This window comes from Streptomyces sp. NBC_00096, from assembly GCF_045041305.1.
In the GTDB taxonomy this organism is placed as follows: domain Bacteria; phylum Actinomycetota; class Actinomycetes; order Streptomycetales; family Streptomycetaceae; genus Streptomyces.
Genome location: NZ_CP108221.1, coordinates 6,532,183 through 6,555,955, shown reverse-complemented (window position 1 = coordinate 6,555,955; position 23,773 = coordinate 6,532,183). Strand labels below are relative to the sequence as shown.

General features: G+C 74.7%; 22 protein-coding genes. 9 read left to right on the top strand and 13 right to left on the bottom strand.

The features are described 5' to 3' along the window. Positions 1–4: 4 nt before the first annotated feature. Positions 5–1,321 carry an ABC transporter substrate-binding protein gene (locus OG904_RS29120; protein WP_405496003.1) on the bottom strand — a complete coding sequence of 439 codons (1,317 nt, stop codon included), beginning with the start codon at positions 1,319–1,321 and terminating at the stop codon, positions 5–7. Between the two features lie 206 nt (positions 1,322–1,527). Beyond that, positions 1,528–2,730, bottom strand: coding sequence for an IS110 family transposase (locus OG904_RS29115; RefSeq protein WP_405496001.1), 1,203 nt, complete (start codon positions 2,728–2,730; stop codon positions 1,528–1,530). A 205-nt stretch (positions 2,731–2,935) separates the two neighbouring features. Here OG904_RS29115 and OG904_RS29110 point away from each other — a divergent pair, with 205 nt between their 5' ends. After that, positions 2,936–4,276 (top strand): ROK family protein, encoded by a 1,341-nt coding sequence (locus OG904_RS29110; protein WP_405495999.1) that lies wholly within the window; start codon positions 2,936–2,938, stop codon positions 4,274–4,276. Between the two features lie 112 nt (positions 4,277–4,388). Here OG904_RS29110 and OG904_RS29105 read toward each other — a convergent pair whose 3' ends face one another. Together OG904_RS29105 and OG904_RS29100 are read right to left on the bottom strand one after the other, a co-directional pair. After that, the gene (locus OG904_RS29105; RefSeq protein WP_405495997.1) at positions 4,389–5,417 is read right to left on the bottom strand and encodes a LacI family DNA-binding transcriptional regulator; all 1,029 of its coding nucleotides are present in this window, start codon (positions 5,415–5,417) and stop codon (positions 4,389–4,391) included. 22 nt (positions 5,418–5,439) lie between these two features. Beyond that, a complete protein-coding gene (locus OG904_RS29100) occupies positions 5,440–8,355 on the bottom strand; it encodes a glycoside hydrolase family 3 C-terminal domain-containing protein (protein WP_405495995.1) in 2,916 nt (971 codons plus the stop codon). A 184-nt stretch (positions 8,356–8,539) separates the two neighbouring features. Here OG904_RS29100 and OG904_RS29095 point away from each other — a divergent pair, with 184 nt between their 5' ends. Continuing rightward, complete coding sequence (locus OG904_RS29095) at positions 8,540–9,289, top strand: DsbA family protein (RefSeq protein ID WP_405495993.1); 750 nt, start codon at positions 8,540–8,542, stop codon at positions 9,287–9,289. A 57-nt stretch (positions 9,290–9,346) separates the two neighbouring features. Here the strand turns inward: OG904_RS29095 and OG904_RS29090 are convergent, their stop codons facing one another. The 3 genes from OG904_RS29090 to OG904_RS29080 form a co-directional block, all read right to left on the bottom strand. Continuing rightward, positions 9,347–9,739, bottom strand: coding sequence for an HD domain-containing protein (locus OG904_RS29090; protein ID WP_405495991.1), 393 nt, complete (start codon positions 9,737–9,739; stop codon positions 9,347–9,349). Between the two features lie 11 nt (positions 9,740–9,750). After that, positions 9,751–10,704 carry an IS481 family transposase gene (locus OG904_RS29085; protein WP_405491034.1) on the bottom strand — a complete coding sequence of 318 codons (954 nt, stop codon included), beginning with the start codon at positions 10,702–10,704 and terminating at the stop codon, positions 9,751–9,753. Positions 10,705–11,266: 562 nt separating this feature from the next. After that, positions 11,267–12,343 carry an RNA ligase (ATP) gene (locus OG904_RS29080; protein ID WP_405495989.1) on the bottom strand — a complete coding sequence of 359 codons (1,077 nt, stop codon included), beginning with the start codon at positions 12,341–12,343 and terminating at the stop codon, positions 11,267–11,269. 160 nt (positions 12,344–12,503) lie between these two features. Between OG904_RS29080 and OG904_RS29075 the strand changes: the two genes are divergently transcribed. Then, positions 12,504–13,247 (top strand): SDR family oxidoreductase, encoded by a 744-nt coding sequence (locus OG904_RS29075; RefSeq protein WP_405495987.1) that lies wholly within the window; start codon positions 12,504–12,506, stop codon positions 13,245–13,247. Positions 13,248–13,255: 8 nt separating this feature from the next. Here the strand turns inward: OG904_RS29075 and OG904_RS29070 are convergent, their stop codons facing one another. The 3 genes from OG904_RS29070 to OG904_RS29060 form a co-directional block, all read right to left on the bottom strand. Next, the gene (locus OG904_RS29070) at positions 13,256–14,146 is read right to left on the bottom strand and encodes a peptidoglycan-binding protein (RefSeq protein WP_405495985.1); all 891 of its coding nucleotides are present in this window, start codon (positions 14,144–14,146) and stop codon (positions 13,256–13,258) included. 65 nt (positions 14,147–14,211) lie between these two features. Further along, positions 14,212–14,577 (bottom strand): hypothetical protein, encoded by a 366-nt coding sequence (locus tag OG904_RS29065; protein ID WP_405495983.1) that lies wholly within the window; start codon positions 14,575–14,577, stop codon positions 14,212–14,214. Between the two features lie 184 nt (positions 14,578–14,761). Next, positions 14,762–16,030 (bottom strand): MFS transporter, encoded by a 1,269-nt coding sequence (locus tag OG904_RS29060; protein ID WP_405495981.1) that lies wholly within the window; start codon positions 16,028–16,030, stop codon positions 14,762–14,764. A gap of 695 nt (positions 16,031–16,725) precedes the next feature. Between OG904_RS29060 and OG904_RS29055 the strand changes: the two genes are divergently transcribed. From OG904_RS29055 to OG904_RS29045, 3 genes are all read left to right on the top strand, one after another. Further along, entirely contained in the window at positions 16,726–17,220 is a 495-nt protein-coding gene (locus OG904_RS29055; protein WP_405495979.1) for a hypothetical protein, read from the top strand. Positions 17,221–17,293: 73 nt separating this feature from the next. After that, positions 17,294–18,121, top strand: coding sequence for a MerR family transcriptional regulator (locus tag OG904_RS29050; protein WP_405495977.1), 828 nt, complete (start codon positions 17,294–17,296; stop codon positions 18,119–18,121). 84 nt (positions 18,122–18,205) lie between these two features. Beyond that, positions 18,206–18,751, top strand: a complete 546-nt coding sequence (locus OG904_RS29045) for an adenylate kinase (protein WP_405495975.1) — start codon at positions 18,206–18,208, stop codon at positions 18,749–18,751. On the opposite strand, the gene OG904_RS29040 is transcribed toward OG904_RS29045, so the two are convergent. Next, positions 18,718–19,062, bottom strand: a complete 345-nt coding sequence (locus OG904_RS29040) for a hypothetical protein (protein WP_405495973.1) — start codon at positions 19,060–19,062, stop codon at positions 18,718–18,720. The two genes, OG904_RS29045 and OG904_RS29040, sit on opposite strands and share 34 nt — an antisense overlap. Before the next feature lie 141 nt (positions 19,063–19,203). Here OG904_RS29040 and OG904_RS29035 point away from each other — a divergent pair, with 141 nt between their 5' ends. Then, positions 19,204–19,674, top strand: a complete 471-nt coding sequence (locus OG904_RS29035) for a hypothetical protein (RefSeq protein WP_405495971.1) — start codon at positions 19,204–19,206, stop codon at positions 19,672–19,674. Between the two features lie 55 nt (positions 19,675–19,729). Beyond that, the gene (locus tag OG904_RS29030; RefSeq protein ID WP_405495969.1) at positions 19,730–20,182 is read left to right on the top strand and encodes a S26 family signal peptidase; all 453 of its coding nucleotides are present in this window, start codon (positions 19,730–19,732) and stop codon (positions 20,180–20,182) included. Here the strand turns inward: OG904_RS29030 and OG904_RS29025 are convergent. Together OG904_RS29025 and OG904_RS29020 are read right to left on the bottom strand one after the other, a co-directional pair. Then, on the bottom strand, positions 20,179–22,056 hold the full coding sequence (locus tag OG904_RS29025) for a hypothetical protein (protein ID WP_405495967.1): 1,878 nt from the start codon (positions 22,054–22,056) through the stop codon (positions 20,179–20,181). The two genes, OG904_RS29030 and OG904_RS29025, sit on opposite strands and share 4 nt — an antisense overlap. Before the next feature lie 81 nt (positions 22,057–22,137). Next, positions 22,138–23,166, bottom strand: a complete 1,029-nt coding sequence (locus OG904_RS29020) for a helix-turn-helix transcriptional regulator (RefSeq protein WP_405495965.1) — start codon at positions 23,164–23,166, stop codon at positions 22,138–22,140. A 158-nt stretch (positions 23,167–23,324) separates the two neighbouring features. Here OG904_RS29020 and OG904_RS29015 point away from each other — a divergent pair, with 158 nt between their 5' ends. Then, on the top strand, positions 23,325–23,762 hold the full coding sequence (locus tag OG904_RS29015; RefSeq protein ID WP_405495963.1) for a DUF3224 domain-containing protein: 438 nt from the start codon (positions 23,325–23,327) through the stop codon (positions 23,760–23,762). The last annotated feature ends 11 nt before the right edge of the window (positions 23,763–23,773 follow it).

The following is a 23,773-nucleotide window of genomic DNA, read 5'->3' as shown; positions in this document are numbered from 1 at the left end:
ATACTCACTTCTGCATCTGCTGCTGGGCCTTGGTGAGCTTCGCCTTGACCGACTCGGTGGTCACCGGACGGCCGGCCGCGGCGTCGGCGAAGAGCTCCTTGACGGCGGTGCCGACGGCGGTCTCGAACTGCGACTCCTCGGGGACCTGCGGGAGCGGGGCGGCGCTGGTGGAGAGGGTGTTGCGGAGCACCGTGAGGTCCTCGTTGGCGAAGGCGGGGTCCGTCTGGGCGGCCTTGACGGGCGGGATGGAGCCGTAGGTCTTGTTGAGGAGCTTCTGCTCCTCGTCGCTGGTCATGAACTTCACGAACTTCAGGGAGCCGTCGATGTTGTCGGTGTTCTTGAAGACGGCCATGTTGATGCCGGCGACCATGGAGTTGGTGTTCTTGCCGGTGCCGGGGGTGCCGCCGGCCGGGACCGGGACGGGGGCCACGCCCCAGTCGCCCTCCTTCATGCCGTGGGCCTTGAAGCTGCTGGCCGCGCTCTGCCACAGGACCATGGCGGTCTTGCCGTTGGAGAAGTCCTGGAGGGACTGGTTCTTGTCGTACTCGGCGTTGCCCGGGGCGATGATCTTGTCCTTCGCCATCAGGTCGACGTACTGCTTGACGGCGTCGACGTTGGCCGCGGTGTCGAAGGTGGGCTTGCCGCTCGCGTCGAAGAAGGACGCGCCGTGCTGCTGTGAGAAGACGAAGGCCTGGTGGATGTTGTTGGACAGGTTCGCGCCCTCGGCGCCCAGCGCCCATTTGCCGTCCTTGGACAGCTTCTGGCCGATGGTGACCATCTCGTCCCAGGTGGCCGGGGGCTTCTCTACGCCCGCCTCCTGGAACATCTTCTTGTTGTAGTAGAGCGCGTAGGACATCGAGTAGAGCGGGACGGCGGCCGGGTCCTTGCCCGCGGCGCCGGCCGAGCCGATGGCCGAGTCCACGAAGCGGTCCTTGCCGCCGATCGCGTCGAAGTTCTTCGCGTCCCAGGGCAGCAGGGCCCCGGTGGCCTGCAGGGAGGAGGACCAGGTGTTGCCGATGTTCAGGACGTCCGGACCCTGCCCGGAGGCGGTCGCGGCGAGGATCCGGTTGAGCAGGTCCGCCCACGGGACCACCTCGAGCTTCACCTTGATGCCGGTCTGCTCCTCGAACTTCTTCAGCTCCGGGCCGAGGGTCGCCTGGTCCGCCGCGATGTCCGGGCCCTGGTTGGACGCCCAGTAGGTGATCTCCTTGGGAGACTTGTTGGAGCCCCCTTCGGTCGCGGAACCCCCTCCGCAGGCGGTGGCGGCTGCGAGCATGGAGACGGTGACGGCGGTGACGGCGGCGGCGCGGGTTCTGCGCATGGCGGCTCGGTCCCTTTCGGCAGGGGTGAAGGAGAAAGGCCGGTGGACGGTGCGAGCATCCGGCCCCAACCGGGTACTCGACGGCTCCGCTCTTTCCAGGCCTTAATTTAGGACGTGAGTTAAGCCTCGTGAAAGGGTCGCGTCAAGGGGTCTCGCAAGGGTATGTTGCGATCGATGTCAGGGCGGAAGGAGTCTCAATGACGAAGTCAAGCCGTCTGCGTGACCGGCGGAGCGGAGGTGAACTCCCTTCCATCACGCAGCAGCGCCCACAGCACGCTCGCTCTGCGGCGGGCCAGGGCGATGACGGCTTGGACGTGCTTGCAGCCCTCGCCGCGCTTCTTGAGGTAGAAGTCCCGGTTCGGGCCATCGCAGATGATGCTGGTCTGCGCGGACATGTAGAACACCCGTCGCAGACGGCGGCTGTAGCGCTTGGGCCGGTGCAAGTTGCCCGTCCGGCGGCCGGAATCCCGGGGAACCGGTACCAGCCCGGCCGCCGACGCGAGGTGACCGGCGTCCGCGTAGGCGGTCAGGTCTCCCGCGGCGACGACCAGCTCGGCGCCGAGTATCGGGCCTATGCCGGGCATCGACTCGATGATCCCGGCCTGCGGATGGGTACGGAACGTCTCGCGGATCTGCTTGTCGACGCGCTTGAGGCGATCGTCCAGCGCCAGGATCTGCCCGGCCAGGTCGGCGGTGATCTGTCCTGCAACGTCCTCGCCGGGCAGCACTGTGTACTGGGCTCCGGCCGCCTCCAGAGCGGTGGTTGCGACGGTATCGGCGTTACGGACGCCGCGTTTGGCCAGCCATGCCGTGAGCCTGGTCTGCCCACGCCGACGCAGGGCGGCCGGGGTCTGGAAGCCGGTCAGCAGCACCAGTGCACCCCTGTGGTTGCTGTAGTCGAAACCACGTTCCAACGAGGGGAAGATGCCGGTCAGCACGTCACGGAGCCGGTTGATCATCCGAACCCGGTCGGCCACCAGGTCCGAGCGATGCGCCGTCAGCAGTGCGAGGTCGGCTGCCAGCTGGGCAGGCACGTCAATCACGGCGAAGTCCCGCCGCTGACGGGCTGTCTCGGCGATGACGTAGGCGTCCCGGGCGTCGGTCTTGGCCTCGCCCCGGTAGGCACCGGACATGCGGTTGACGGTCCGTCCGGGCACGTAGACGGCCTGCTGGCCGTGCGCGGCGAGCAACGCCAGCAGCAGCGCGGAGGACGTTCCGGAGATGTCCACCGCCCAGCGGACCTCGTCGGCCAGGTCGAGGATCTCCCCGAGTGCGGTCAGGATCGCCGCCTCGTCGTTGTCGATCTTCTTCGACCACAGGGTGGTGCCGGATTCGTCGACCACTGCCGCCCAGTGGTGTCCCTTGCCCGCGTCGATGCCGGCCCAGAGCCGGGCTCGTCGCTCGTTCATCTACCCCTCCTCGTTCCACACGGCTTGCCGTCGGCCCGAGGGACACCCCGCTGTCATCTCCGTAATCAGCGACCGAAGCGCACATCTCAATCAGCAGCCAGGGCGCCCAAGAGAGCCGGGCGGCCACTCCTTCGAAGCCACTGAAGGCAGAGCCTCATCAGCCACACCCGGCCCTCTCGGGCCGCCTAACAACTTACGGAGCCACATGACCACGGGGCGCAGTGGACGTACGGTGCGGGACCTGCGAAGGGGCAACCGCAGTGCCGTACTGCAGCGGTTGTACTTCGGCGGGCCCATGAGCCGGCAGGAACTGGGCCCCGCGACCGGCCTGAGCTCGGGATCCGTCAGCAACGTCGTCGGTGAACTCGTCGCGGACGGACTGCTGGAGGAGGCCGGAATCGTCGACTCCGACGGCGGCCGCCCGCGTACGCTGCTGCGCGTCGCACCCGGAAGCGCGCACATGATCGGCATCGACGTCGGCGAAACCCGGGTCAGGGTCGAGCTGTTCGACCTCACGCTCACGGAACTGGCCCGCACCGAACTCCCGTTGCAGCCGCGCGGCTGCTACGACGTCGGCCCGATCGTCGACCACGTACGGACCGGGATCGCCACCGTCCTCGCGGAGGCCGGGGTCGGCACGGAGCGCCTCCTCGGGGTCGGGATCGGCGTACCCGGCATCGTGGACCGCGACGCGCCGGGCGGCACCGTGGTCCACGGGCAGACCATCGGCTGGGACGCGGTCCCGCTGGAGGCGCTGCTGCGCGAGACCGGGGCCGTCCCGCCCGAGGTCCCGTACATCATCGACAACGGGGCGCGCACGCTCGGCCAGGCGGAGATGTGGTTCGGCGCGGGGCGCGGGGCGCGCGACGCGGTGGTCGTGCTCTTCGGCTCCGGCGTCGGCGCGAGCCTGATCACCGACGGCTCCCCGGACGGCGGCGCCACCGAAGGCGCCCCGCTGGAGTGGGGCCACCTCACGGTCCAGGTCCGGGGGCGGCGCTGCCGGTGCGGGGCGCTGGGCTGCCTGGAGGCCTACACGGGCGCGGAGTCGCTGCTGGCCCGGTGGGCGGAGCGGGGCGGCGGCGCGGGCGCGGTCGGGGGGGACGAGAAGGACGAGGAGGACGCCCTGGCCGCGCTGCTGGCGGCGGCGGTCTCCGGCGACGCGGTGGCCCTGGAGGTGCTCGACGAGACGGCGGAGTACCTGGGCGCCGGCCTGTCGGACGTGATCAACCTGTTCCAGCCGGAGCGGATCCTGATCGGCGGCTGGGCCGGCCTGATGCTCGGCGCCCACATCCTGCCGGCGGTACGGGAACACGCGACGCGCTACTCCCTGCGCCACCCGGCCGCCCGGGTCACCATCGACATGGGCTCACTGGGCCCGGACGCCGTCACGGTGGGCGCGGCAACCCTTCCCCTGGCCGCCTTCTTCGCCACGGGCGGCCGCCGCACCCCGCCGGGGCCTCCGGCGGAGGCCCCGGGCTGGCAGACCTCCCTGAAGACCCGCGGCAAGGCGCCGGCGGGCGGACCGGCGGCCGCCCCGGCCGGCTGACCGGCTGACCGGCTGACCGGCTGACCGGGGGCCATGCCCAGCAGACCTTGCAGTTGCCCTTGTCGTCGGTGCGGTACTCCACCGGGTTGGTTGCCCGCGTGCGCGGCGGCCGTCAGGCCGAATCGCGCACCACCAGCTCCGGATCGAACAGCACCGCCGCCGGATCGGCCGCGGCCGCTCCCTCCACCCGGTCCAGCAGGAGGCGGACCATCTCCGCCGCCATGTCCTCCACCGGCTGGCGGACCGTCGTCAGCCGGGGCCTGGACGCCACCGCCGCGCCGGAGTCGTCGAAGCCGACCACCGCGACGTCGTCCGGGATCCGGCGGCCGTGTTCGCGCAGCACCAGGCAGGCTCCTTGGGCCATGAGGTCGTTCGCCGCGAACACCCCGTCCAGGTCGGGCCGTTCGGCCAGCACCACGCGCATCGCCTGCTCGCCGCCGTCCAGGGTGAAGTCCGCCTCGGCCACCCGCACCGCGCTGGCGGACAGCGCCTCCCGGAAGCCCTCCACCCGTTCCCGGCTCGCCGGCACGTCCGCCGGACCGCCGATCGCTACGAGCCGCCGGCAGCCCCGGGCCAGGAGGTGGCGCGCGGCCAACGCCCCGCCCTCGCGGTGCCGCAGGTCGACCCAGTCCAGCGGGACCCCGGGAGCCGGACGCGCGAAGAGCACCGCGGGCAGGCCGGCGGCCGCGATCATTCCGGGCAGCGGGTCACGCCCGTCGGTGGTCACGAGCAGCGCGCCGTCCGCGCCGCCCTGGGCGAGGTGCGCGAGCACCTGCGCGCGGTCCGCCTGCCCGTCGGCGAACAGCAGCACCGGATGCACCCCGCGCGGGCGCAGCGCCCGTACGACGCCGCTCACCACCCGCCCGAAGAAGGGGTCCTGGAAGACCCGGTCGGCATCCGCGCCCGCGCCCGACACCACCAGCGCCACCGCGCCGGACCGCCGGGTGACCAGGGAACGGGCCGCCCGGTTCGGCACGTACCCGGTTTCGGCGACGGCCCGCTGGACCGCCTGCTGGATGACGGGGTCCACGTTGCGCACCCCGTTCACCACCCGGGACACCGTGGCGCGGGACACCCCGGCGGCGCGCGCCACGTCCTCCAGGGTCGGCGCCGTCCCGGCGGCGGTGTTCGCTGCGTCCATGGCGGCACTGTAGCCGCCCGGCTCAGACCTCGATCGCCCCCCTGAGCGGCAGGTCGCCCGCGGTGCGGCCGGCCAGCACGGCGAACCGGCCCGGCTCCGTCCGCCAGCCCGCCGCCCGCGGGGACCAGTGCTGCAGGGCCCGCGCGGGGATCCGTACGTACACCGTCACCCGCTCCCCCGGCTCCGCCCGCGCCGCCGCCCAGCCCGCGAGCCAGCGCACCGGGCGCTCGACCGCCGAGTCCGGGCGGGACAGGTGGAGCTGGACCACTTCACGGCCGCCGCGGGTGCCGGTGTTGCGGAGGGTGACGGGGACCTCGTAACCGCCGGGGGCCGGAGCGGGGGCGCCGATCCGCTCGAACTCCCAGGTGGTGTAGCCGAGTCCGTGGCCGAACCAGTAGGCGGGAGCCGCCGCCGTCGAGCCGTCGGCGGCCGCGCGCAGCCAGGCGCGGTGGCCGATGTGCAGGCCCTCCTCGTAGGGGAGCCGGCCGCGGGTGGGGTGCGTGGTGCGCACGGGGGCGTCGTCGAGGGTGGCGGGCCAGGTGGTGGGGAGCCGTCCGCCGGGCTCGGCGGCGCCGAGGAGGACGTCGGCGAGGGCGTGCCCGGCCTCCTGTCCGGGGAACCAGGTGAGGAGGACGGCTCCGGCCGCCTCGCGCCAGGGCAGTTCCACGGGGGCACCGGAGTTGACGACGACCACGGTACGGGGGTTCGCGCGGGCGATCTCCGCCACCAACTCGTCCTGTGGCGCGGGCAGTCGGAGCGACACCCGGTCGAAGCCCTCGGACTCGCCGCCCTCGGTGGTGCCGACGACCACGATCACCGCGTCGGCGGCCCGGGCGGCGGCCGTGGCGGCGGCGAGGGCCTCGGCCGGGTCGGGGACGGGCGGGGCGGCGGTGAGGACGGTCGCCCGGCCGGTGCCGGGGGCGAGCTCGCGCCCGGCGACGACGTGGACGGGCCGGCCGGCGGTGAGGGGGACGCGGGCCGTCTGCTGGGGCGGGCGGACGTGGATGACGGCCGGGTCCTCGGTCCGGGGCGGGAACTCGCCGCTCAGCACGGTCGTTCCGTCGACGGCGAGCCGGAGTGCGCCGAAGCCGCCGAGCCCGAGGATCCAGGGTCCGGTCGTATCGGGGTGGAGCACGGCGGCGAGCTCGACGGTGCGGGCGCCCGGCGGAAGGGCGGGTTCCAGTACCCGGCCGGAAGGCTGGTGGGCGGAGTACAGCACGGCTCCGGCGGCGTCGAGCACGCGCAGCCGTACGCCGGGGGCGCCGCTCTCCGGGTCACGGGCGTGCCGTGCGCCCAGCGCGGCCTGCCCGCCACTGCCCTCGGACGCGGGGCCGGGCTCGTGGACGACCCGGACGTGCGGCGGCAGTGCGTCCCGCAGCCCCTCGAGCGGGCTGACCGCCCGCTGCGGGAACACCTCGGAGCTGCCGCCGCCCTGGAGGCGGGGGTCGTCCGCGTGCACCCCGATGACGGCGACCCGGCTCAGCGCGTCCCCCGCCAGGGGCAGGACACCCCGGTTCTCCAGCAGCACGAAGCTCGCGGCGGCCGCTTCACGCAGCTCCCGCCGGACGGCGTCGCCGGACACGGGGGCCGTGGTCACGGCGGTGACCCCCTCCCCGGTGCCACCCACCCGGACCGGCCCGACACCGCCGGGACCGGGGACGACCGGACCCGGCCCCGCGCTCGCCGGACCCCGGGTCGCCGGACCCGCGTTCACCGGACCCGCGTTCACCGGACCCGCCGTCGCCACACCCGTGGTCGCCGGACCCGCGGTCGCCGGACCCGCGGTCGCCACACCCGCGGTCGCTGGGGCCGCCGTGACCGGACCCGACGTCGCCACACCCGCCCTCGCCACACCCGCGGTCGCCGGACCCGCGGTCGCCGGACCCGCGGTCGCCGGACCCGCGGTCGCCGGACCCGCGGCCGCCACACCCGCCCTCGCCACACCCGCGGTCGACACCCCCGCCGTCGCCACCGCTTCGCCGACCGTGCCCGAGGCGGCTGAGGCCGGGGCGGTCAGGGCCGGGGTCGTCAGGGCCGCGATGGTGTCGGTGGTGGGCGTCGGGGTGGGTGCGGGGTCGGTGGGGGTGAGGGCGCCGACTCGGGCGGCCAGGCGGAGCAGCCTGCGCACCTTGTCCGCCACCGCGTCCGCCGGGACCCGCCCGCTCCGTACCGCCCCCACCAGCGACTCGCCCCACGTCCCGCCGGGTCCGGGCATCGCCAGGTCCTGCGCGGCGACGGCCGAGGCCACGGTGGAGCGCACGCCGCCCCAGTCGGAGACGACCACCCCGTCGAAGCCCCACTCCCCCTTCAGGGGCTCCGCGAGCAGGGAACTCTCGCTCATGGTCGTCCCGTTGACCTTGTTGTACGCCGACATGACCAGCCACACCCCGGCCTGGACCGCGGCCTCGAAGGGCGCGAGGTAGAGCTCGCGCAGCACCCGTTCGCCGAGCCGCACGTCGAGGGTCAGCCGCTGCGTCTCGGAGTCGTTGGCCACGTAGTGCTTCGCGGTCGCGGCCACCCCCCGGGACTGGACGCCGCGGATGAGCGCCGCGCCCGTACGGCCCGCGAGCAGCGGGTCTTCCGAGAAGCACTCGAAGTGGCGCCCCGCGAGCGGGCTGCGGTGCAGGTTGAGCGTGGGTGCGAGGAGGACGTCCACTCCCTTTCGGCGGGCCTCCTCGCCGAGCAGCGCCCCGAGCCTGCCGACCCTGTCCTCGTCCCAGAGCGCCCCGAGCGCGGTCGGCGAGGGCAGCAGCGCCGAGGTGTGCCGCTCGTCCCAGCCGGGCCCCCGCACCCCGGCCGGCCCGTCGGAGAAGACCATCTCCCGCAGCCCCACGTCCGGTTCGGGATGGGTCCGCCAGGTGTCGGCCCCGGTCAGCAGCCGTACCTGCTGCGCGGGATCCAGATTGTCCGCCAGTCGTTCCACGCCACCGTCGTGCATGTCCACCCCTTACGCACCAACCGTGCAGATCATCTGGGAGAGCGCTCTCCCAGATGATCCCGGCGTACCGGATCGGCTGTCAACGGCCCGGCACGGGCGGCCCGGATCCGACCCCCGCTTCGAATTGACGTGCGACCCGCGCCGGAAGTCCCTACAGTCCAGTCGATCAAGACGAGGGGGATGAATGCGAGTGAAGACTGCCGCCCGAGTGGCCACGGTCGTGGCCGCGAGTGTGCTGGTACCGGCCCTGACCGGCTGTGGCGTACGCGATCCCGCGTACGCCGCGCGGGCCGAGGTCCCGTCGTACGCGGCGATCGAGCAGGCTCCGGAGAGCCTGGCCGACGACGGCACGACCATCCTGGTCGGTGACCCGGGCGCGCTGACCACGGTGCGGGTGTACGAGGATCCGCGCTGCCCGGTGGTCGAAGAGTTCGAGCTCACCGGCGGTGCGTCGGCGCTCCGCACGATGACGGTCCGGCGCGAGGTGAAGACGGAGTACACCCTCGCCTCGTTCCGCGACGAACGGATGGGCGGCGACGGGTCCAAGCGGGCGGTCAACGCCCTGCGGGCGGCCCTGGACGCGGGCAGGTTCGCCGAGCTCCACCGGGTGCTGTTCCAGCACCAGGCCGAGATCGAGGCCGGGGGCGGCTTCACCACCGAATCCCTGCTGGCGCTCGCCGACAAGGTGGAGGGGCTGCGCGGCGCGGAGTTCGACCGTGCCGTCGCGACGATGAAGTACGAGGGCTTCGTCACCGCCTCCGAGGCCGCGTACGAGGCCGCAGACGGCCCTGTCGGACCGGGCACCCCGACGGTGGTCGTCAACGGCAAGCGGATACCGGAGAGTTCCTCCGGCGTGCTCTTCGACGAGGAGCTGTTCGGCACGCTGCTGACCTCCATCCAGCGGCATCCCCTGGAGTGGAAGACCTCCACCTGATCCGGGGGGCCCGGGCCTGCCGGCATCGGCCCGCGCCCGGGCCCTGGGCGCCGGCGGTCAGCCGTGGACCGGGTAGGCGGCCTGGAAGGCCAGGCGCGCCTCCGCGCCCTCCGCGATCCGGGCGAGCAGCCCGTCCAGTTCGAGGTACGCCTCCCAGCGCTCGGTGCCCGGCGGTGACGCCCGCACGAGACGGTCGATCAGCAGGTCCTCCAGGTCGGTGACCCGCTTGCCCTTCCACACCTTGTCGGCGGCGCTGACCAGCAGTTCCTCGATGCTCACCGCGGGCGCCGACCAGCTGGCATGGGTGGCGGCGAAGCGGGCCCGCGCCGGGGTGAACCCGTGCGCGAGGAGCAGCTCGCGGCCGGCCTGCTCGTGGGCGGAGCCGGGCCCGGAGAGCTCTGCGGTGTGCACCGCCTTGCCGATGTCGTGCGTGGCCGCGCCGAACAGCACGGCCTCGCGGTCTAGGTGTATTGCCCTGTGAGGTTGGGGACGCGGCTGGCGGGTGGTTTGCCTGCGAGTGCGGTGTGTCCGCGGTGGTGATTGTAGGTGTGCAGCCACTTCGGGAACGCGTCGCGGCGTTCCTGTTCTGACTGGTAGGGGCGGGCGTAGGCCCATTCCTCGGCGAGGGTGCGGTTGAGGCGTTCGACCTTGCCGTTGGTTTGTGGCCGGTAGGGCCGGGTTCGCTTGTGGGTGATCCCCGCTGCCGCCAGTGCGTCCCGCCAGAGGTGGGATTTGTAGCAGGAGCCGTTGTCGGTCAGGACCCGCTCGACGGTGATCCCGACGCTCGTGAAGTAGGCGTGCGCCCGCTGCCAGAAGGCGGTGGCGGTTTCTTTCTTCTCGTCGGTGAGGATCTCGCTGTAGGCGAGGCGGGAGTGGTCGTCGACGGCGGTGTGGATGTAGCTGTAGCCCAGGCGGGGCCGCTTCCTGCGGCCGGCCTGGCGGCCGAGGGTCTTGTGGCCGCCGCCGTCGGGGATGTTGCCGAGCTTCTTGATGTCCACGTGGACGAGTTCGCCGGGCTTGTCGCGTTCGTAGCGTCGTATGACACGGCCGGTGGCCCGGTCCAGATGGCTCAGGCGGGCCAGCTTGTAGCGGGTCAGGACGCGGTGCACGGTTGAGGGCACCAAACCCAGCAGGTGGGCGATGCGGGCCGGTCCCCACCGGCGCAGGACGCGGACTTTGATGATCCGGCGTTCGGTGCGGGTCGGGGTCCGGCGCGGGCTGTGACGCGGGCGCGAGGAGTGGTCACTCATGCCCGCTTCGCCGTGATCTCGGTAGCGGTCGGCCCACCGCTGGGCCGTCGTCGGCGAGACCTGGAAGCGCTCGCCTGCACGGCGGTAGGTCCAGCCGTCTACGACCACGCAGCGGGCAAGGCGCAGGCGTCCGGTCTCGGTCAGGGGTGCATTACGGTGGGGCATGAGGGCCTTCTGTCGTTCGGTGTAGACGTCGCAATCCACACCGAACCCGGAAGGCCCTCACCCGTTCAAGACGCCTCAGCCGAGACCTCCATCACCCGTCCACAACCTCCCGAGGCAATACACCTAGTCCGTCTCTTTCGGATCTTGTCGGTCGAGCCTGCGGCGTCTGGTGCCGTGGCTGGCCGTGCTGCCGGGGCGCCCGTGTACTGGACGTACTCGGTTGCCCCGGCAGTGCGGCCAGGCGCGGTGCCAGGCGTCGCGGGCCCGACAAGATCCGAAAGAGACGGCCTAGGGTCAGCCCGGGTCGGAACTCGGCGAACCAGTCGACCAGTTCGCACGCCACGTCGTGCACCAGCCGCAGGTGCGCCGCCAGCCGGGGCGGCGCGGCGAGCTCGCGCAGCAGTCCGGCCACGACCTCCGGAAGGGGGCGCAGGGGCGGGTCCGCGGGGACGTCGAGGGCGCGGGAAAGCAGGCCGGTTCCGGGCATCCGGGCAGGTTACCCGGAAGGCCGTGCCGGGCGGGACCGCGTCCCGCCCGGCACGGCCGCCGCGCCCGCGCCCCCTCACTCGTACTCCGTACCGCCCTTGCGCGTCAGGTACGCCGGGCTGACCGCCTTCGCGATGGCCCGTCCGCCGACCACGGGGCTGTAGCGCTCCGCCGCCGGGCGGATGACGACGCCCTCGCGCAGGTGCAGGCCCCGGCCGGAGACGGTCTCCCGGCCGCTCGCCCATTCCAGAACCGTGTCGAGACCGTACGGTCCCGCGAACAGCCGGGGAACCACCGGGAGTTCGCCGTCCGCGAAGACTTCCGCCGGGTCCAGCCACCGCACCTGTCCGTCGATCTCGGCGGAGACGTCGAAGACGGCGTACCCCGGGGGCCCGTCGGCCGTGCGGACGTCGGTCCCGTACGCCAGGTCCTGGACTCCCTTGCCGTACACCTCGGCGAAGATCCCGACCCGGGTCGCTCCGAGCCGCGCCGCCAGCCCGGCCGCGACCCCGGGCACGCCGTGGCCGCGTACCGCCCGCCAGTAGAGGTTGCGCTCGTCCTCCCGCAGGGCCAGCCCCCGGGAGCCGAAGCCCTTGGAGGAGACCAGCACCCGGTCGTCCTCGGCGACGTAGGTCAACAGGCAGGCGGTGCCGTGCAGTTTCTCGGTGAGGACGACCGGCTCGCCGGGCTCGAAGATGCCGGGGTAGCGCTGGAGGTTCTCGACGTCCACCCACGGAAGCAGCTCGGAGGCGGCCTCCACGTCCCCGCTCATGGTCGTCGGGATGGGCGGGGCCCACTTGACGATGCCGAGGAACTCGGTGAAGTCCGTACCCTCCTTCGCCGCCCGCTCGAGGTCCGTGCCGGCCAGCGCGGCCGGCCGGCAGACCAGACCCTGGGAGAGTTCCCCGCGCAGCCGGACGGCCTTGACCCGGTTCGCGTCCCCGCCGGCGAGGCGGCCGGTCAGCCCGAGCTCATCGATCAACGCGGCTGGCAGCACGGCTTGTTCGGGTATGTAGAGGGCGAAGTCGCCGGTGCGGTACGCGCCTTTCGCCACGACCGCCCGGTAGAGGCCGACCTGCGCCAGCTCCAACGCGTCGGCGTTCGGGTGGGGATGGACGACGAGCTCTTCGGCGGTGACCCGCAGGGTCGACATGGAGCACTCCTCGGAAGTGGTGGCGGCGGTCAGGATCGTCGGCAGCCACTCTGCAGGCAGCCATTTCCGCTGGTCCAGCGCATATCGCAGTGTTAGCCTGCGACGCCCGCGCCTTCCCCGCGCCAAGGTTGGGGGGTACTGCGTCACACAGGAGGTCCACATGTCAGGTCGCATGGTCACCGTCGTCACCGGGGGCAGCCGCGGTATCGGCGCCGCCACGTGCGTCCGGCTCGCGACCGACGGGCACGACATCGTGCTCGGCTACCTCCACGACGACGCGGCCGCCGAGGCCACCGCCGAGCGGGTACGGGCCGCCGGCGCCCGGTGCGTGACCGTGCGCGGCGACACGTCCGAGGAGTGCGGCGTGGACCGGCTCTTCGACATCGCCGCAGCCGAGTTCGGCGCGGTCACCGGCCTGGTCAACAACGCCGGGGTGACCGGCACCCCCGGCCGGCTCGCCGACATCCGGATCGAGGACCTGCGCCGCGTGCTGGACGTGAACCTCTTCGGGTACCTGCTCTGCTGCCGCCGGGCCGCCCGGGACATGGCCGGATCGGGCGGCGGGGCGATCGTCAACGTCTCCTCCGCGGCCGCCACCCTCGGCAGTCCCGGCCGCTACGTCCACTACGCCGCGACCAAGGCCGCCACCGACACCCTGACCCTGGGCCTCTCCAAGGAGCTCGGCCCGGACGGGATCCGGGTCAACGCCGTGGCACCCGGCATCATCGACACCGACATGCACGCCGCCATGGGCGATCCGGACCGTCCCGCGCTCGCGGCGGCAGAGATCCCGCTCGGGCGCGCCGGGCAGCCCGGGGAGGTGGCGGCGGCCATCGCCTGGCTGCTGTCCCCGGACTCCGCCTATACGACCGGGACCATCCTGCGCGTCGCCGGCGGGCGCTGAGCGGGGTCTCAGCCGCCGCTCCCGAAGGCCGCCCGGGTGGCCGGACCGTAGATGCCCGGCGGATCGCCCTTGATGCTCCGGTTCTGCTGGAGCTGGAGGACACCGCGCCGGGTCTGTTCGTCGTAGACCCCGGTGACGGAGACGTACGTGAACCCCTGCGCGTAGAGCCGTTCCTGGAGGGTGCGCACCCCGGCCCCGCTGTCCCCCGGACGCAGCGTCCCGGATCCGCCGGGCGTCGGCTGCGCGCCCGTCGGACCCGGCGGCTTCGGGTCCCGGCCGGCGCTCGGCGGCGTACCCGGGGTGGTCGGGGCCGCCGTGGACGGTGCCCCGGTGTCGGCCGGGCCCGCGGACTCCCCGGCCGGGGACGGCTCCTCACCGGCCCCGGGACTGCGCGCCGGGAGCATCGGTACGGACAGGCCCGGCGGCACCACCGCCCGCGGCGGCTCCCGGTCGGGGCCGCGCAGCAGCAGCGCGAGAACGCCCGCGGCCGTGAGCCCGAGCAGGGTGAGGGCGGCGAGCGCCAGCCGGCTGCCGCTCCGCCCGCCCCGGTCGGCGGCGGAGGCGGCGGACCGGGGCGCGGCGGCAGGACCCGCCGGTGGGGAGAGGTTTCCCTCCGTGGGCGGGGTGAAGCGTGCCGGTGCGAAGACCGGCGTGGTGTCCTGCGGCCAGGCGGGTCCCGGGGGCCGGGGCGGATCGACCGGACCGAAGGGGCCGGACCGGTGGGACGGGGCGGACGGGGCGGACGGGGCGGACGGGGCGGACGGACGGAACGACGGTCCGGACGGCTCGGGCAGCGGGGCCGGGCCGGACGAGGGGGCCGGGGAGGCGACGTAGGGGCGCACGAGCAGGCGGTCTTCGTCGGGGACGATGCCGCGGCTCTCAACGGGGTCAGGGGACATGGTTGTCTCCCGGCGGGTACGGGGCGCCTGCCCGGCGGTGCGCCGGCCGGCCCCTGCCCGGCCGGTCAGGCCCTTCGCCGCCGGGCGACCACGGCCATGCCCGCGCCGACGGCGAGTACACCGGCACCACCGTTCGCCGGCGGTACGGCCGTGCCCGCGCCGGTCAGGGCGAACCCGCCGACCGAACCTCCCGTTCCGGAGGTCCCGGCGGTGCCCACCGGCGGCGTCGCGGGGGCGCTGCCGGACGGGGCGGGGGTACCGGAGCCGCCCGGCGTGCCGGACTTCGGCACGGCGGGTGCGGCGGGGGCGGGTGCCGCGACGAGGACTGGGGCGCCGACGGCGGTGACTGCGACGGAACCGCCTATCGCGGCCGAGGCGAGCGAAGAGCGGGCGGATATGGACATGTGGGATATCTCCGAAGTGCGGCTCATGCGGTGGCGCTTGCCGTCCGGACGGCGCGGGTGCCGGTCCGGACGGTGGTGCTCGACCGGCGCACTCTTTCCCCCTGGGATGCCCCAGGTCAAGCCGGATGTCCGATCCGCCGCATCCGCCCGGTGTGCGTGCGCGGAGTTCGCGTGAAGCACCGAGCCGGGACCCATGCCTCTGCCACGCCGATCAGTTGGCCGGGGAGGATTCGCGGGCGCCGGGGTCTGCGCCTTCGGCGCCGGGGTCGGTACCGGCACGAGAGCCGTCGCTGACACCGGCACTGACCCAGGCAGCGGCACCGGCGCCAGCACCAGCACCAGCAGCCAACCGCTCGGCGCGCTCCGCCCGGCGCGAGGTCGAGGTGACCCGGACCGTGACGGCCGCGAGCGCCATCAGCACCGCTCCGGCCAGCGGGGCGGCGGGCACCGAGATCCCGTCGACCGCGAGGCCCCCGGACAACGCGCCCGCGGCGATGGCCAGGTTGAACATCGCGACCATCAGCGAGGAGGCGGCCTCCGCCTCCTCCGGCGCGGCCTTGATCATCCAGCTCTGGAGACTGACCGAGACCCCGCCGTACACGAACCCCCAGGCCAGCAGCAGCACCGTCCCGGCGACCGCTCCCGGCACCGTGGCGATCAGCCCGAGGATCACGGCGAGGGCGGCGCCGACCGTGAGCAGCGTACGGCGCGGGTCGCGCGCTCCGGCCAGGAAGTTGCCCGCCACGCCCGCGACTCCGTACCCCAGGAGGAGGGTGCTCACGAAGCGGGCGTCTACGCCGGACACGTCCCGCAGGATCGGCCGGACGAACGTGTACGCGGCGAACTGGCCCGTCACCACGAGGAAGGTGACGGCCACTCCGGCCCGGACCCCGCGGTTGCGCCGGAGCAGGGAGGGGAGTTGGGCGAAGGTGATGGTCCGGGTCGGCGGCAGCGGGGGCAGCAGCAGGAGCAGTGCCGCCAGGGTCAGGACGCCGAGCCCGCCCACGGCGGCGAAGGCGAAGCGCCAGCCGCCCAGTTCACCGAGCAGGGTCCCGGCGGGGACGCCGAGCACCGAGGCGGTGGGGACTCCTCCGAAGACGAGCGCGGTGGCCCGGCCGACGTGGCGTTCGGGGACGAGGCGTACGGCGAGCCCGCCGGCTATCGCCCAGAAGCCGCCGACGCTGACCCCGACGAGCAGCCGGGCCGCCAGGACGACGCCGAAGCCCGGGGCGACGGCGGCGACGAGGTTGGCGGCGGCCATCAGCGCGATCAGCCCGACCAGGACCCACCGCCGGTCGAGCCGGCCCGCGCCGACGGTGACGAGCGGCGCGCAGACCCCCGCGACCAGTCCGGGCACGGTCACCATCAGCCCGGCGGTCCCGTCGGACACCCCGAGATCGGCGCCCACGGGGGTGAGCAGCCCGACGGGCAGCAACTCGGAGGTGATGAGGCAGAAGATCCCGAGCGCCACGGCGCCCACGGCCCCCCACCCCTTCCACCCGGCCCCCGCGCCCGGTGCGGGGGCCGGGTCCTGCACGGATGCGGCGGCCTGCACGGGGACAGCGGCCTGCACGGGGCCGGCGTCCGGCACGGCACCGGGCCCACGGGCGGGGCCGGGAACCGGGCCGGGCCCGGAGCCCCCCTCGGGCCCCGGGCCCGGGTCGGAGCTCAGGGCAGAGCCCGGGCCCGAGCCCGGGTCGGAGCTCAGGGGAGAGCCCGGGCCCGAGCCCGAGCCCGGAGCAGAGCCCGGAGCAGGGCCCGGGCCGGAGGATCGGGGGTGTTCGCCGGGCGCGGGGGCTTCGGTCATGGGGCGGGACTCCGTACGGCTGGACGGTGCAGGCGGTCGGGCGGGCAGGCGGGCAGCTGGGCGGGTCCCCGGAGTGGACTCCCGCCCGGTGGGGCGGGGGGCCGTCCGGGGAACCGGCACGGCGGCGCGGAGCACCGGAGGTCGCGCCTCCCCCGGCATCCGCACTGTCGTTCCCGTCCGAACCCTGTCCGGATTTCCCCCTCAGGTCCACCCCCGTCCACGTACGCGCCCTCCCGGACCGGTGAATCCTCCCCGCGCGGCGGAAACGGCACTGCCACCGGCGCGCGAGCGCCACCGGTCCGCCGCGGCATCACCCACACGCGTGAGCGCGGCGTCCGGTCCGCCCGGCCGTGCGGCATGGTGGTCCGATGCAGTTACGCCGGGTCCTGCCCCTCTCCCTCGTCGCCCTCCTCGCGAGCGCCGGCTGCGTGTCCGTCGGCCCGCAGGCTTCCGACGTGCCCGCCCGTGGCTCCGTACCGCCCGCCGACGCGCCCGACGGGTACCTTCCGGCTGGCGTCCCCGGGGCCGCGAAGGCCGCGCACCCCGCGAAGGGCGCCACCGGGCCCGAACCGCACGGGCTTCCCGCCGAGCCGTCGCCACCGCTGCCCCTGGGCAAGCTCCCGGCGACGCCCGGCGACGGGCCCGAACCGGGCCGCCGCGCCGTCGGTGCGCCCCGCCCGGCCGCCGAACGCCACCCGAAGCCGGCCGCGCCGCACCGCGCGCACCCGCTCCAGAAGTCCCCGGCCCGCCCGGGGCGCCGGTCGGGTCCGGCGCAGCCCCGCGTGGACGAGTTGTGCGCGGCCGCGGAAGGCGCCGTACCGCCCTCCATCGTGGATCTGTGCATCCGCCAATCCGGCCGCTGACCTGGCCCGATGCGCACATATCCTGGTCGGGCTTGACTCTCACACCGTGTCAGGGCCTGCACTGGAAGGCGTCATGTTCACCATCGGAGACTTCGCCAAACACGGCCGCGTGTCGGTCCGCATGCTGCGTCACTACGACGCACTCGGACTGCTGCGCCCGGCCCGTGTCGACCCCGCCAGCGGCTACCGCTACTACGAGGCCGGGCAGCTCGCCCGCCTCAACCGCGTCATCGCGCTCAAGGAGCTCGGCTTCAGCCTGGAACAGGTGGGGTCGATACTCGACGAGCTCGTGGGCGCGGAGGAGCTGCGCGGCATGCTCCGGCTGCGCCGGGCGGAACTGGAATCGGCCGTGGCCGCCGCGGCGGCCCGGCTGACCCAGGTCGAGACGAGGCTCCGGATCATCGAGAACGAGGGAACCATGTCTTCCATCGACATCGTCGTGAAGAGCCTTCCGCCCGTACGCCTCGCCGAGCTGAGCGGGGTCGCGGGAAGCTACGAGCCGCAGGACATCGGCCCGGTCATCGGCCCGCTCTACGACGAGCTGTGCCGCCGCATCGAGACCGCCGGGGTCACCCCGACCGCCCCTGGCATCGCCTACTACGGGGACGCGGAGCGGCCCGGCGCCGTCCTGGTCCACGCCGGGCTGCCGGTCGCGGCGGGCGTCCGGGCCGAGGACCTCGGGGGCGGTGTACGGATCGTCGTGCTGCCCGGCGTCGAGCGGGCCGCGACGGTCGTGCACCGGGGTTCGATGGACTCCGTACTGCCGACCGCGCAGGCCCTGGCCCAGTGGATCGACGCGAACGGCGAGCGTTCCACCGGGTATGCGCGCGAGCTGACCCTGGCCTGTCCCGAGGACCGCGACCAGTGGGTCACGGAGCTCCAGGAGCCGCTCGGCGTCTGACCTCCCGGGGCCCCCGCACCGGGTGACCGGGCACGGCCCCGTCAGACCCCGTCAGCCACCGCCGGGCCCCGCTAGGCTCCGCTGATGCAACGCGTACTCGTCGTCGGCATCAGCGGAGCCGGCAAGTCCACCCTGGCCCGGGAGTTGGGGCGGCTCTTCGGGTTGCCGTACCACGAGGTCGACGGCCTGCACTTCGCCGGGCCGGGGTGGGCCGTCAGCCCGTCCTTCGCCGCCGACGCCGCCCGGATCGCGGAGGGCGACCGGTGGATCCTGGACTCCCACGGGCCCGAACCCGTACGCGACCTGCTGTGGCGGCGGGCCGACACCGTGGTGTGGCTGGACCATCCGCGCCGCGTCGTCATGCGCCGGGTGCTGCTGCGCTCGCTGCGCCGCAGCCTGCTGCGGGAGCGGCTGTTCGGCGGCAACCGGGAGCGGTGGCGGGAGTGGCTTCGCCCCGACCACCCGGCGTGGTGGGCCTGGTCGCGGTACGCGTCCCGGCGCGCGGAGATCGGCGGGCTGGCCGGGGACGAGCGGTTCGCCCCGCTGCGGGTGGTCCGGCTGCGGTCCCCGAAGGCCGCCGAGGCCTGGCTCCGGGCTCAGCGGCCTGCCGGGCGGCGGCCGCAGACGTAGGCGCAGCCGCGCGCGGTGCCGCGGCGGGCCGTGCGCAGTCGGCGCATCGTCGCGTGCCCGCGCCGGCGCCATTCGGCCCGGGGCAGGCCGGCGCGCTGGCCGCCGCCGGTGATCAGGGCGTTGACCGGTGCGTGCGGGTCGGCGGCGAGCCCCTTGGCGACGAGGACCCCGACCACGAGCGGCACCAGGGCCACGGCCAGCGCCGAACCGGCGGTGGTCACGTGCCGCTGCATGCGCGGAAGGTTCGCGGTGCGCGCGGTGGCGGTCGCGGTGGCCGTGGCGGTGACGGCGGCGGGGCCTTCGGAGGTCATGCCCCCATTCGATCAGCGGGGGCGTTCCGGGGAATCGGGGCGGATACTCAGGCCGTTGGGTGTGAGGTACTCAGACACGGACCACCGGACGCCAGACGTCCGGTACCGGACGACCCGGAACGGACGAGGGGGCAGCCGTAGGTGACGACACCCGGGCAGGGCTTCGAACCGGCGAGCGGCGACGGACCGGCGCCTCCCGAAGCGGGGCGGGCGGTGGAGCTCCGCACCGCGTACGAAGGCCTGTTGCAGATCCGCCGCCTGGTCAACGGACCGGCCGGCGCCGCGGTTCCGGCCCCGTGGGAACTGCGGCAGATGCCGCGCGCGGTGGCCCTCGCACTGGAGGCGGCGGGCATCGCACCGTCGGCGCGCGATCCGCGGGACACCGGAGGCCCGCGGACGCGGACCGGATACCGGGTGGGCCCGGCCGCGTCCGGTGCGGGCCGGGTCGAAGTGACCTGGGTCGGCCCGCCGGGCGGGGGCGCGGCGGAGGAGGAACAGGAGCGCCTGACTGCCTGCGCGGCCGTGCTCGAACCGCTCGGCTGGGTCTGCCTGCTGTACCGCGGCCCGCGTCGGCGCCGCTTCCTGGAGGTGGAACCGCCCCCGGCACCCTGACGTCCCCCGCCGAAATCCGGTACCCCGCACGGCAACGCCGGGGCACACTCGCCCGATGGGAATGCTCGATGCACAGGCGGAGCGCGTCCGCGCGGGCGCGACGGTGGAGTTCCGGCCCACGGGCACATCGATGGTCCCGCTCGTCCACAGCCGGCAACGCGTCCGCGTCGCCCCGGTCGACCCCGCCCTGCTGGAGCCGGGGGACATCGTGCTCGCCAGGGTGTCCGGCACGGTGTACCTGCACCTGGTGACGGCGGTGGACACCGCGCGCCGCCGGGTCCGGATCTCCAACAACCGGGGCCGCGTGAACGGCTGGACCGGTCACGACCGCGTCTTCGGGATCTGCCTCGCGGTGAACGACGTCCCCCGCCCCGGCGCGGCCGCCAAGGTGCGCACGACCGGCACGCCGACGCCCACGCCGACCCCGACTCCGACGCCCACGCCCACGCCCACGCCCACGCCGAGCCCAACTCCGACGCCCGCCCCGACCGCGACTGCGACGCCCTAAGCGGGTCCGGCCGGGCCGATTCGCCGCAGGGTTCGCCGTACGGCTCCGGCCAGCCGCTCGTCCTCCCGCATGTCCCGGTCCTCGTCACCGGTGTACATCGGGACGCGCACGCGCTGCTCCGCCGCGGCCCGCAGCGCGGGCACGGCCGGGCCCGCCGCCGGGCCCAGGGCGGCCAGGACTCCGCAGACGTACGGGCCGAATCCGTCGCGCACCAGATGCGCCAGGAACCCGTCGAGGGCCGGTCCGGCCGGCTCGTCCCCCGCGTGCTGCCACAGGGTGGCGAGCAGTCGCGGGTGCGCGCTGTCGCCCCGGGCGGCGTTCTCCCTGAGCCGCGCCACGTGGTGCGGCTCCAGACCGCCGTTGGCGGACAGCCACTCCAGCACCCGGGCGGCCACCACGATGCCGCGCGGCCGGTCGTCCAGCCGGGCGAGGACCCCTTCCGCCCGCCGCCGGTCCCCGGAGATCCTGATCAGGGCCATGGCCGTGTGCCCGCCCCGGGTGCCCGGCCCGTTCGCGGGAATCGCGTCGAGCAGCGGCAGCGCGGCGGCGGCCGCGGGGCCGATGGCCCCTAGCGCGGCGGCGGCCGCGGGGCCGATGGCCCCTAGCGCGGCCACCAGCCGGCTCACCCGCCCGTGGGACGAACCGCCGCCCGTCAGACCGGCCAGCATCCGGACCAGCGCGGGCACCGCGGGGGCCGCGGCCGCTCCGCACGCGGCGAGTACGCCGAGCGCCGGGTCCGCGTCCCCGGAACCGGAACCGGGACCGGGACCGGGACCGGAGCCGGGACCGGGACCGGTCCCGTCGAGGGCCGCAACCGCCGCCGCGACGAGCGGGGCGAGGTCCGCCCCGGGTACGCCGGCCAGCCCTTCGGCGGCCTCCGTCACGGCCCAGCCGGACGACTCGGACGACCCGGACGACCCGTCCCGAACCATCCGGCAGAGCCCGGGCAGCGCCCGTACGTCCCCGATCCGGGCGAGCGCCAAGGTGGCCGCCCCGTCCCGGGCCCGGCCCGCCAGCTCCTCCCGGCACAGCCGGGTGGCCTCCAGCGAAGCCCCGAGCACGCATGCGGCCACGGCTCCCGCCCGGGGGTCCGCCAGCAGCGGCCGCAGGTGCGGTACGAGCGCCGCCGGGGCCGCACGCCAGTGGCGCATCGCCTGCGCCGCCAGGTCCACGGCCGCGATCCGGGCCGCAGCCGTCGGCCGGAGCGCGAGCTCGGCGACCCGTGCGGAGCAGGTGTCCTCGTCGTCGGAGCGCCGTGCCCGCAGCCCCCACACGGTGCCGATGCGCCAGTCGATCCGGCTGCCGGGCCCCCCGATCCGCAGTCCGGCGGCATCGAGGTCCGCGAGGACCGCTTCGCCGTCGGGCGCCGGGGCCGCGCGCAGTCTGACGGCCGGGTCGGGGTCGGTGCGCAGCCGGTCGGCGAGGCCGTCCCCGTCCCTCACGAGCAGGGCTTCGGCGAGCGCGAGGCGTGCGACGGGGTCGGACGCGCGGGGGCCGTCCCCCGGGGTGGTCAGGAGCTGCTCGGCCCGGGCCCGGTCCGCCTCGGTGAGCAGCCAGGCGGCGGCCCGCCGCACGGCCTCGTCGGGGTCGGCCAGCAGGGACAGCGCGGTGCGGGCCGCCGCCGTCCGGTCCTCGGCGACGGAGGCCAGATCGGTGAGCAGCCTCAGCACCCGCAGGCGTACGTCGCCGCGCGCCCCGGCCGCCAGGGAGGCGAGCCGTCTCGCCTCGGGTCCCTCGCCGTCGCGGCGCACGGCGTCGAAGACCGCGCTGCGCGCAGGCCCGTGGGCGACGCCCCTCCGGTCGTGCCGGGCCTCTTCCAGCCAGGCGTCCACGCGGTCGGCCGGGCTCGGAGGGCCCGGCGGTCGGGGGCTCACGGCCCCGGGCGCAGTACGCCCTTTCGCATCGTCATGCGGTGGATCCTCACGGGCCGGCCGGGCCCGGCGCAACCGGGTTTCTCAGCGGTAGCGCCGGGCCAGCTCCGCCACCGCCTCCGCGAGGTCGCGGCGCAGGTCCGGTGGGCCGAGCACCTCGGCCTCCGCGCCGAGGCGCAGGAGGTCGCCGACGGCCACGGAGCCGGACTCGACGGCGAGTTCCGTGTGTGCCCATCCGTCGGGGCCGGGCGGTCCCGCGTCGGCGAGGGCCCGGACGCCCGCCGCCCCGAAGTACATCGGGAGCAGCCGCCGGGCCCGCGGGGAGAGCCGTACGGTGGCGGTCCGGCGGCGCACCGCCGCCTCCAGGCGGCCCGCGGACTCCTGCCAGTACGCGGCGAGTTCGAAGCCGTCGGGCCGTTCGAAGCGCTCGGTGAGGCCGTCCACGCCGGTGAACCGGCCCACCCGGTAGGTCCGCACGGTGTCGCCGGCGGCGGCCTCCGCGGGCCGCCGCACGGCGTCGACTGCGGCGGCCTGCGCGGCGGCCTCCTCGGCTGCCCGTGCGACGAGGTACCAGATGCCGCCTTTGAGGACGAGCCCGAGCGGCCACAGCTCGCGCTGGACCGGGCCGTTCCAGCGCGAGTAGTGGACCCGCAGGATCCGCTGGTCCCACACCGCCTGGGCGATCCGGGCCAGGTGCGGTACGGGGTCGGCTTCCCTGAACCAGGCGGGGGCGTCGAGGTGGAAGCGCTGCTGGATCCGGCGGGCCCGCCCGGCGAGTTCGGCCGGGAGCGCGGCCTGGAGTTTCAGCTGGGCGGCGGCGAGGTCCGCGCCGAAGCCGAGCTCCTGGGCGGGACCGGGGGCGCCGGCCAGGAACAGCGAGCCGGCCTGGGCGTCGGTCAGGCCGGTGAGGCGGGTGCGGTAGCCGTCCATGAGGCGGAATCCGCCGGTGGGCCCGCGGTCCGCTCGGACGGGGACCCCGGAGGCGCCGAGCGCGTCGATGTCCCGGTACACGGTGCGGACGGAGACCTCCAGCTCGGCGGCGAGTTCGGGGGCGGTCATCCGGCCGCGGTTCTGGAGGAGCAGGAGGAGGGAGAGGAGCCGGTCGGCGCGCATGCCGTCATTGTCCGGCATACCTGACAGGAGGTGTCAGGTATGCCGTCCAGGCTGATCACGAACGGACCGGACCCCGGTCCGTGCCCGGGCCACCGTCCCGGTCACCGACCACCTCGCCTCACCCCACCTCGCCTCACCCCACCAGCCAGGAGCCCCTCATGCCCACCACCTCACCCGCCGGCGCCGCCACCGCCACCGCCACCGCCACCGGCGCCTTCACCTTCAAGGACTGGGAGGAGCACCCGGCCGGCCCGGAAGGCGTCCTCCCCCGTCTGGCGAGCGCGAAGGTCACCAACTCCTTCACCGGTGCCCTCACCGCCCCCGGGACGACCTGCGCGTACACCGTCGCCTACACGGGGGAGGGCACCGGCACCTTCACCGGCATGGAACTCGTCACCGGCAGCCTCGACGGCCGCGAGGGCAGCTTCGTCCTGGAGGAGCGCGGCGCCTTCGACGCCACCGGCACCCGCTGCCGCTTCGAGGTCGTCCCCGGCTCGGGCACCTCCGATCTGACGGGACTGACCGGTTCCGGCTCCTTCGACGCCCGCCACGGGGACACGGCGGTGGACTACGTCTTCACGTACGAGCTCCCGTGACGGCGGCCGGG

What these genes read in the sequence shown, in the direction of transcription:
- OG904_RS29120 (WP_405496003.1), bottom strand. Translation starts at nt 1,321, where the DNA reads ATGCGCAGAACCCGCGCCGCCGCCGTCACCGCCGTCACCGTCTCCATG.
- OG904_RS29115 (WP_405496001.1), bottom strand. Translation starts at nt 2,730, where the DNA reads ATGAACGAGCGACGAGCCCGGCTCTGGGCCGGCATCGACGCGGGCAAG.
- OG904_RS29110 (WP_405495999.1), top strand. Translation starts at nt 2,936, where the DNA reads ATGACCACGGGGCGCAGTGGACGTACGGTGCGGGACCTGCGAAGGGGC.
- OG904_RS29105 (WP_405495997.1), bottom strand. Translation starts at nt 5,417, where the DNA reads ATGGACGCAGCGAACACCGCCGCCGGGACGGCGCCGACCCTGGAGGAC.
- OG904_RS29100 (WP_405495995.1), bottom strand. Translation starts at nt 8,355, where the DNA reads ATGCACGACGGTGGCGTGGAACGACTGGCGGACAATCTGGATCCCGCG.
- OG904_RS29095 (WP_405495993.1), top strand. Translation starts at nt 8,540, where the DNA reads ATGCGAGTGAAGACTGCCGCCCGAGTGGCCACGGTCGTGGCCGCGAGT.
- OG904_RS29085 (WP_405491034.1), bottom strand. Translation starts at nt 10,704, where the DNA reads ATGCCCCACCGTAATGCACCCCTGACCGAGACCGGACGCCTGCGCCTT.
- OG904_RS29080 (WP_405495989.1), bottom strand. Translation starts at nt 12,343, where the DNA reads ATGTCGACCCTGCGGGTCACCGCCGAAGAGCTCGTCGTCCATCCCCAC.
- OG904_RS29075 (WP_405495987.1), top strand. Translation starts at nt 12,504, where the DNA reads ATGTCAGGTCGCATGGTCACCGTCGTCACCGGGGGCAGCCGCGGTATC.
- OG904_RS29070 (WP_405495985.1), bottom strand. Translation starts at nt 14,146, where the DNA reads ATGTCCCCTGACCCCGTTGAGAGCCGCGGCATCGTCCCCGACGAAGAC.
- OG904_RS29065 (WP_405495983.1), bottom strand. Translation starts at nt 14,577, where the DNA reads ATGAGCCGCACTTCGGAGATATCCCACATGTCCATATCCGCCCGCTCT.
- OG904_RS29055 (WP_405495979.1), top strand. Translation starts at nt 16,726, where the DNA reads ATGCAGTTACGCCGGGTCCTGCCCCTCTCCCTCGTCGCCCTCCTCGCG.
- OG904_RS29050 (WP_405495977.1), top strand. Translation starts at nt 17,294, where the DNA reads ATGTTCACCATCGGAGACTTCGCCAAACACGGCCGCGTGTCGGTCCGC.
- OG904_RS29045 (WP_405495975.1), top strand. Translation starts at nt 18,206, where the DNA reads ATGCAACGCGTACTCGTCGTCGGCATCAGCGGAGCCGGCAAGTCCACC.
- OG904_RS29040 (WP_405495973.1), bottom strand. Translation starts at nt 19,062, where the DNA reads ATGACCTCCGAAGGCCCCGCCGCCGTCACCGCCACGGCCACCGCGACC.
- OG904_RS29030 (WP_405495969.1), top strand. Translation starts at nt 19,730, where the DNA reads ATGGGAATGCTCGATGCACAGGCGGAGCGCGTCCGCGCGGGCGCGACG.
- OG904_RS29020 (WP_405495965.1), bottom strand. Translation starts at nt 23,166, where the DNA reads ATGCGCGCCGACCGGCTCCTCTCCCTCCTCCTGCTCCTCCAGAACCGC.
- OG904_RS29015 (WP_405495963.1), top strand. Translation starts at nt 23,325, where the DNA reads ATGCCCACCACCTCACCCGCCGGCGCCGCCACCGCCACCGCCACCGCC.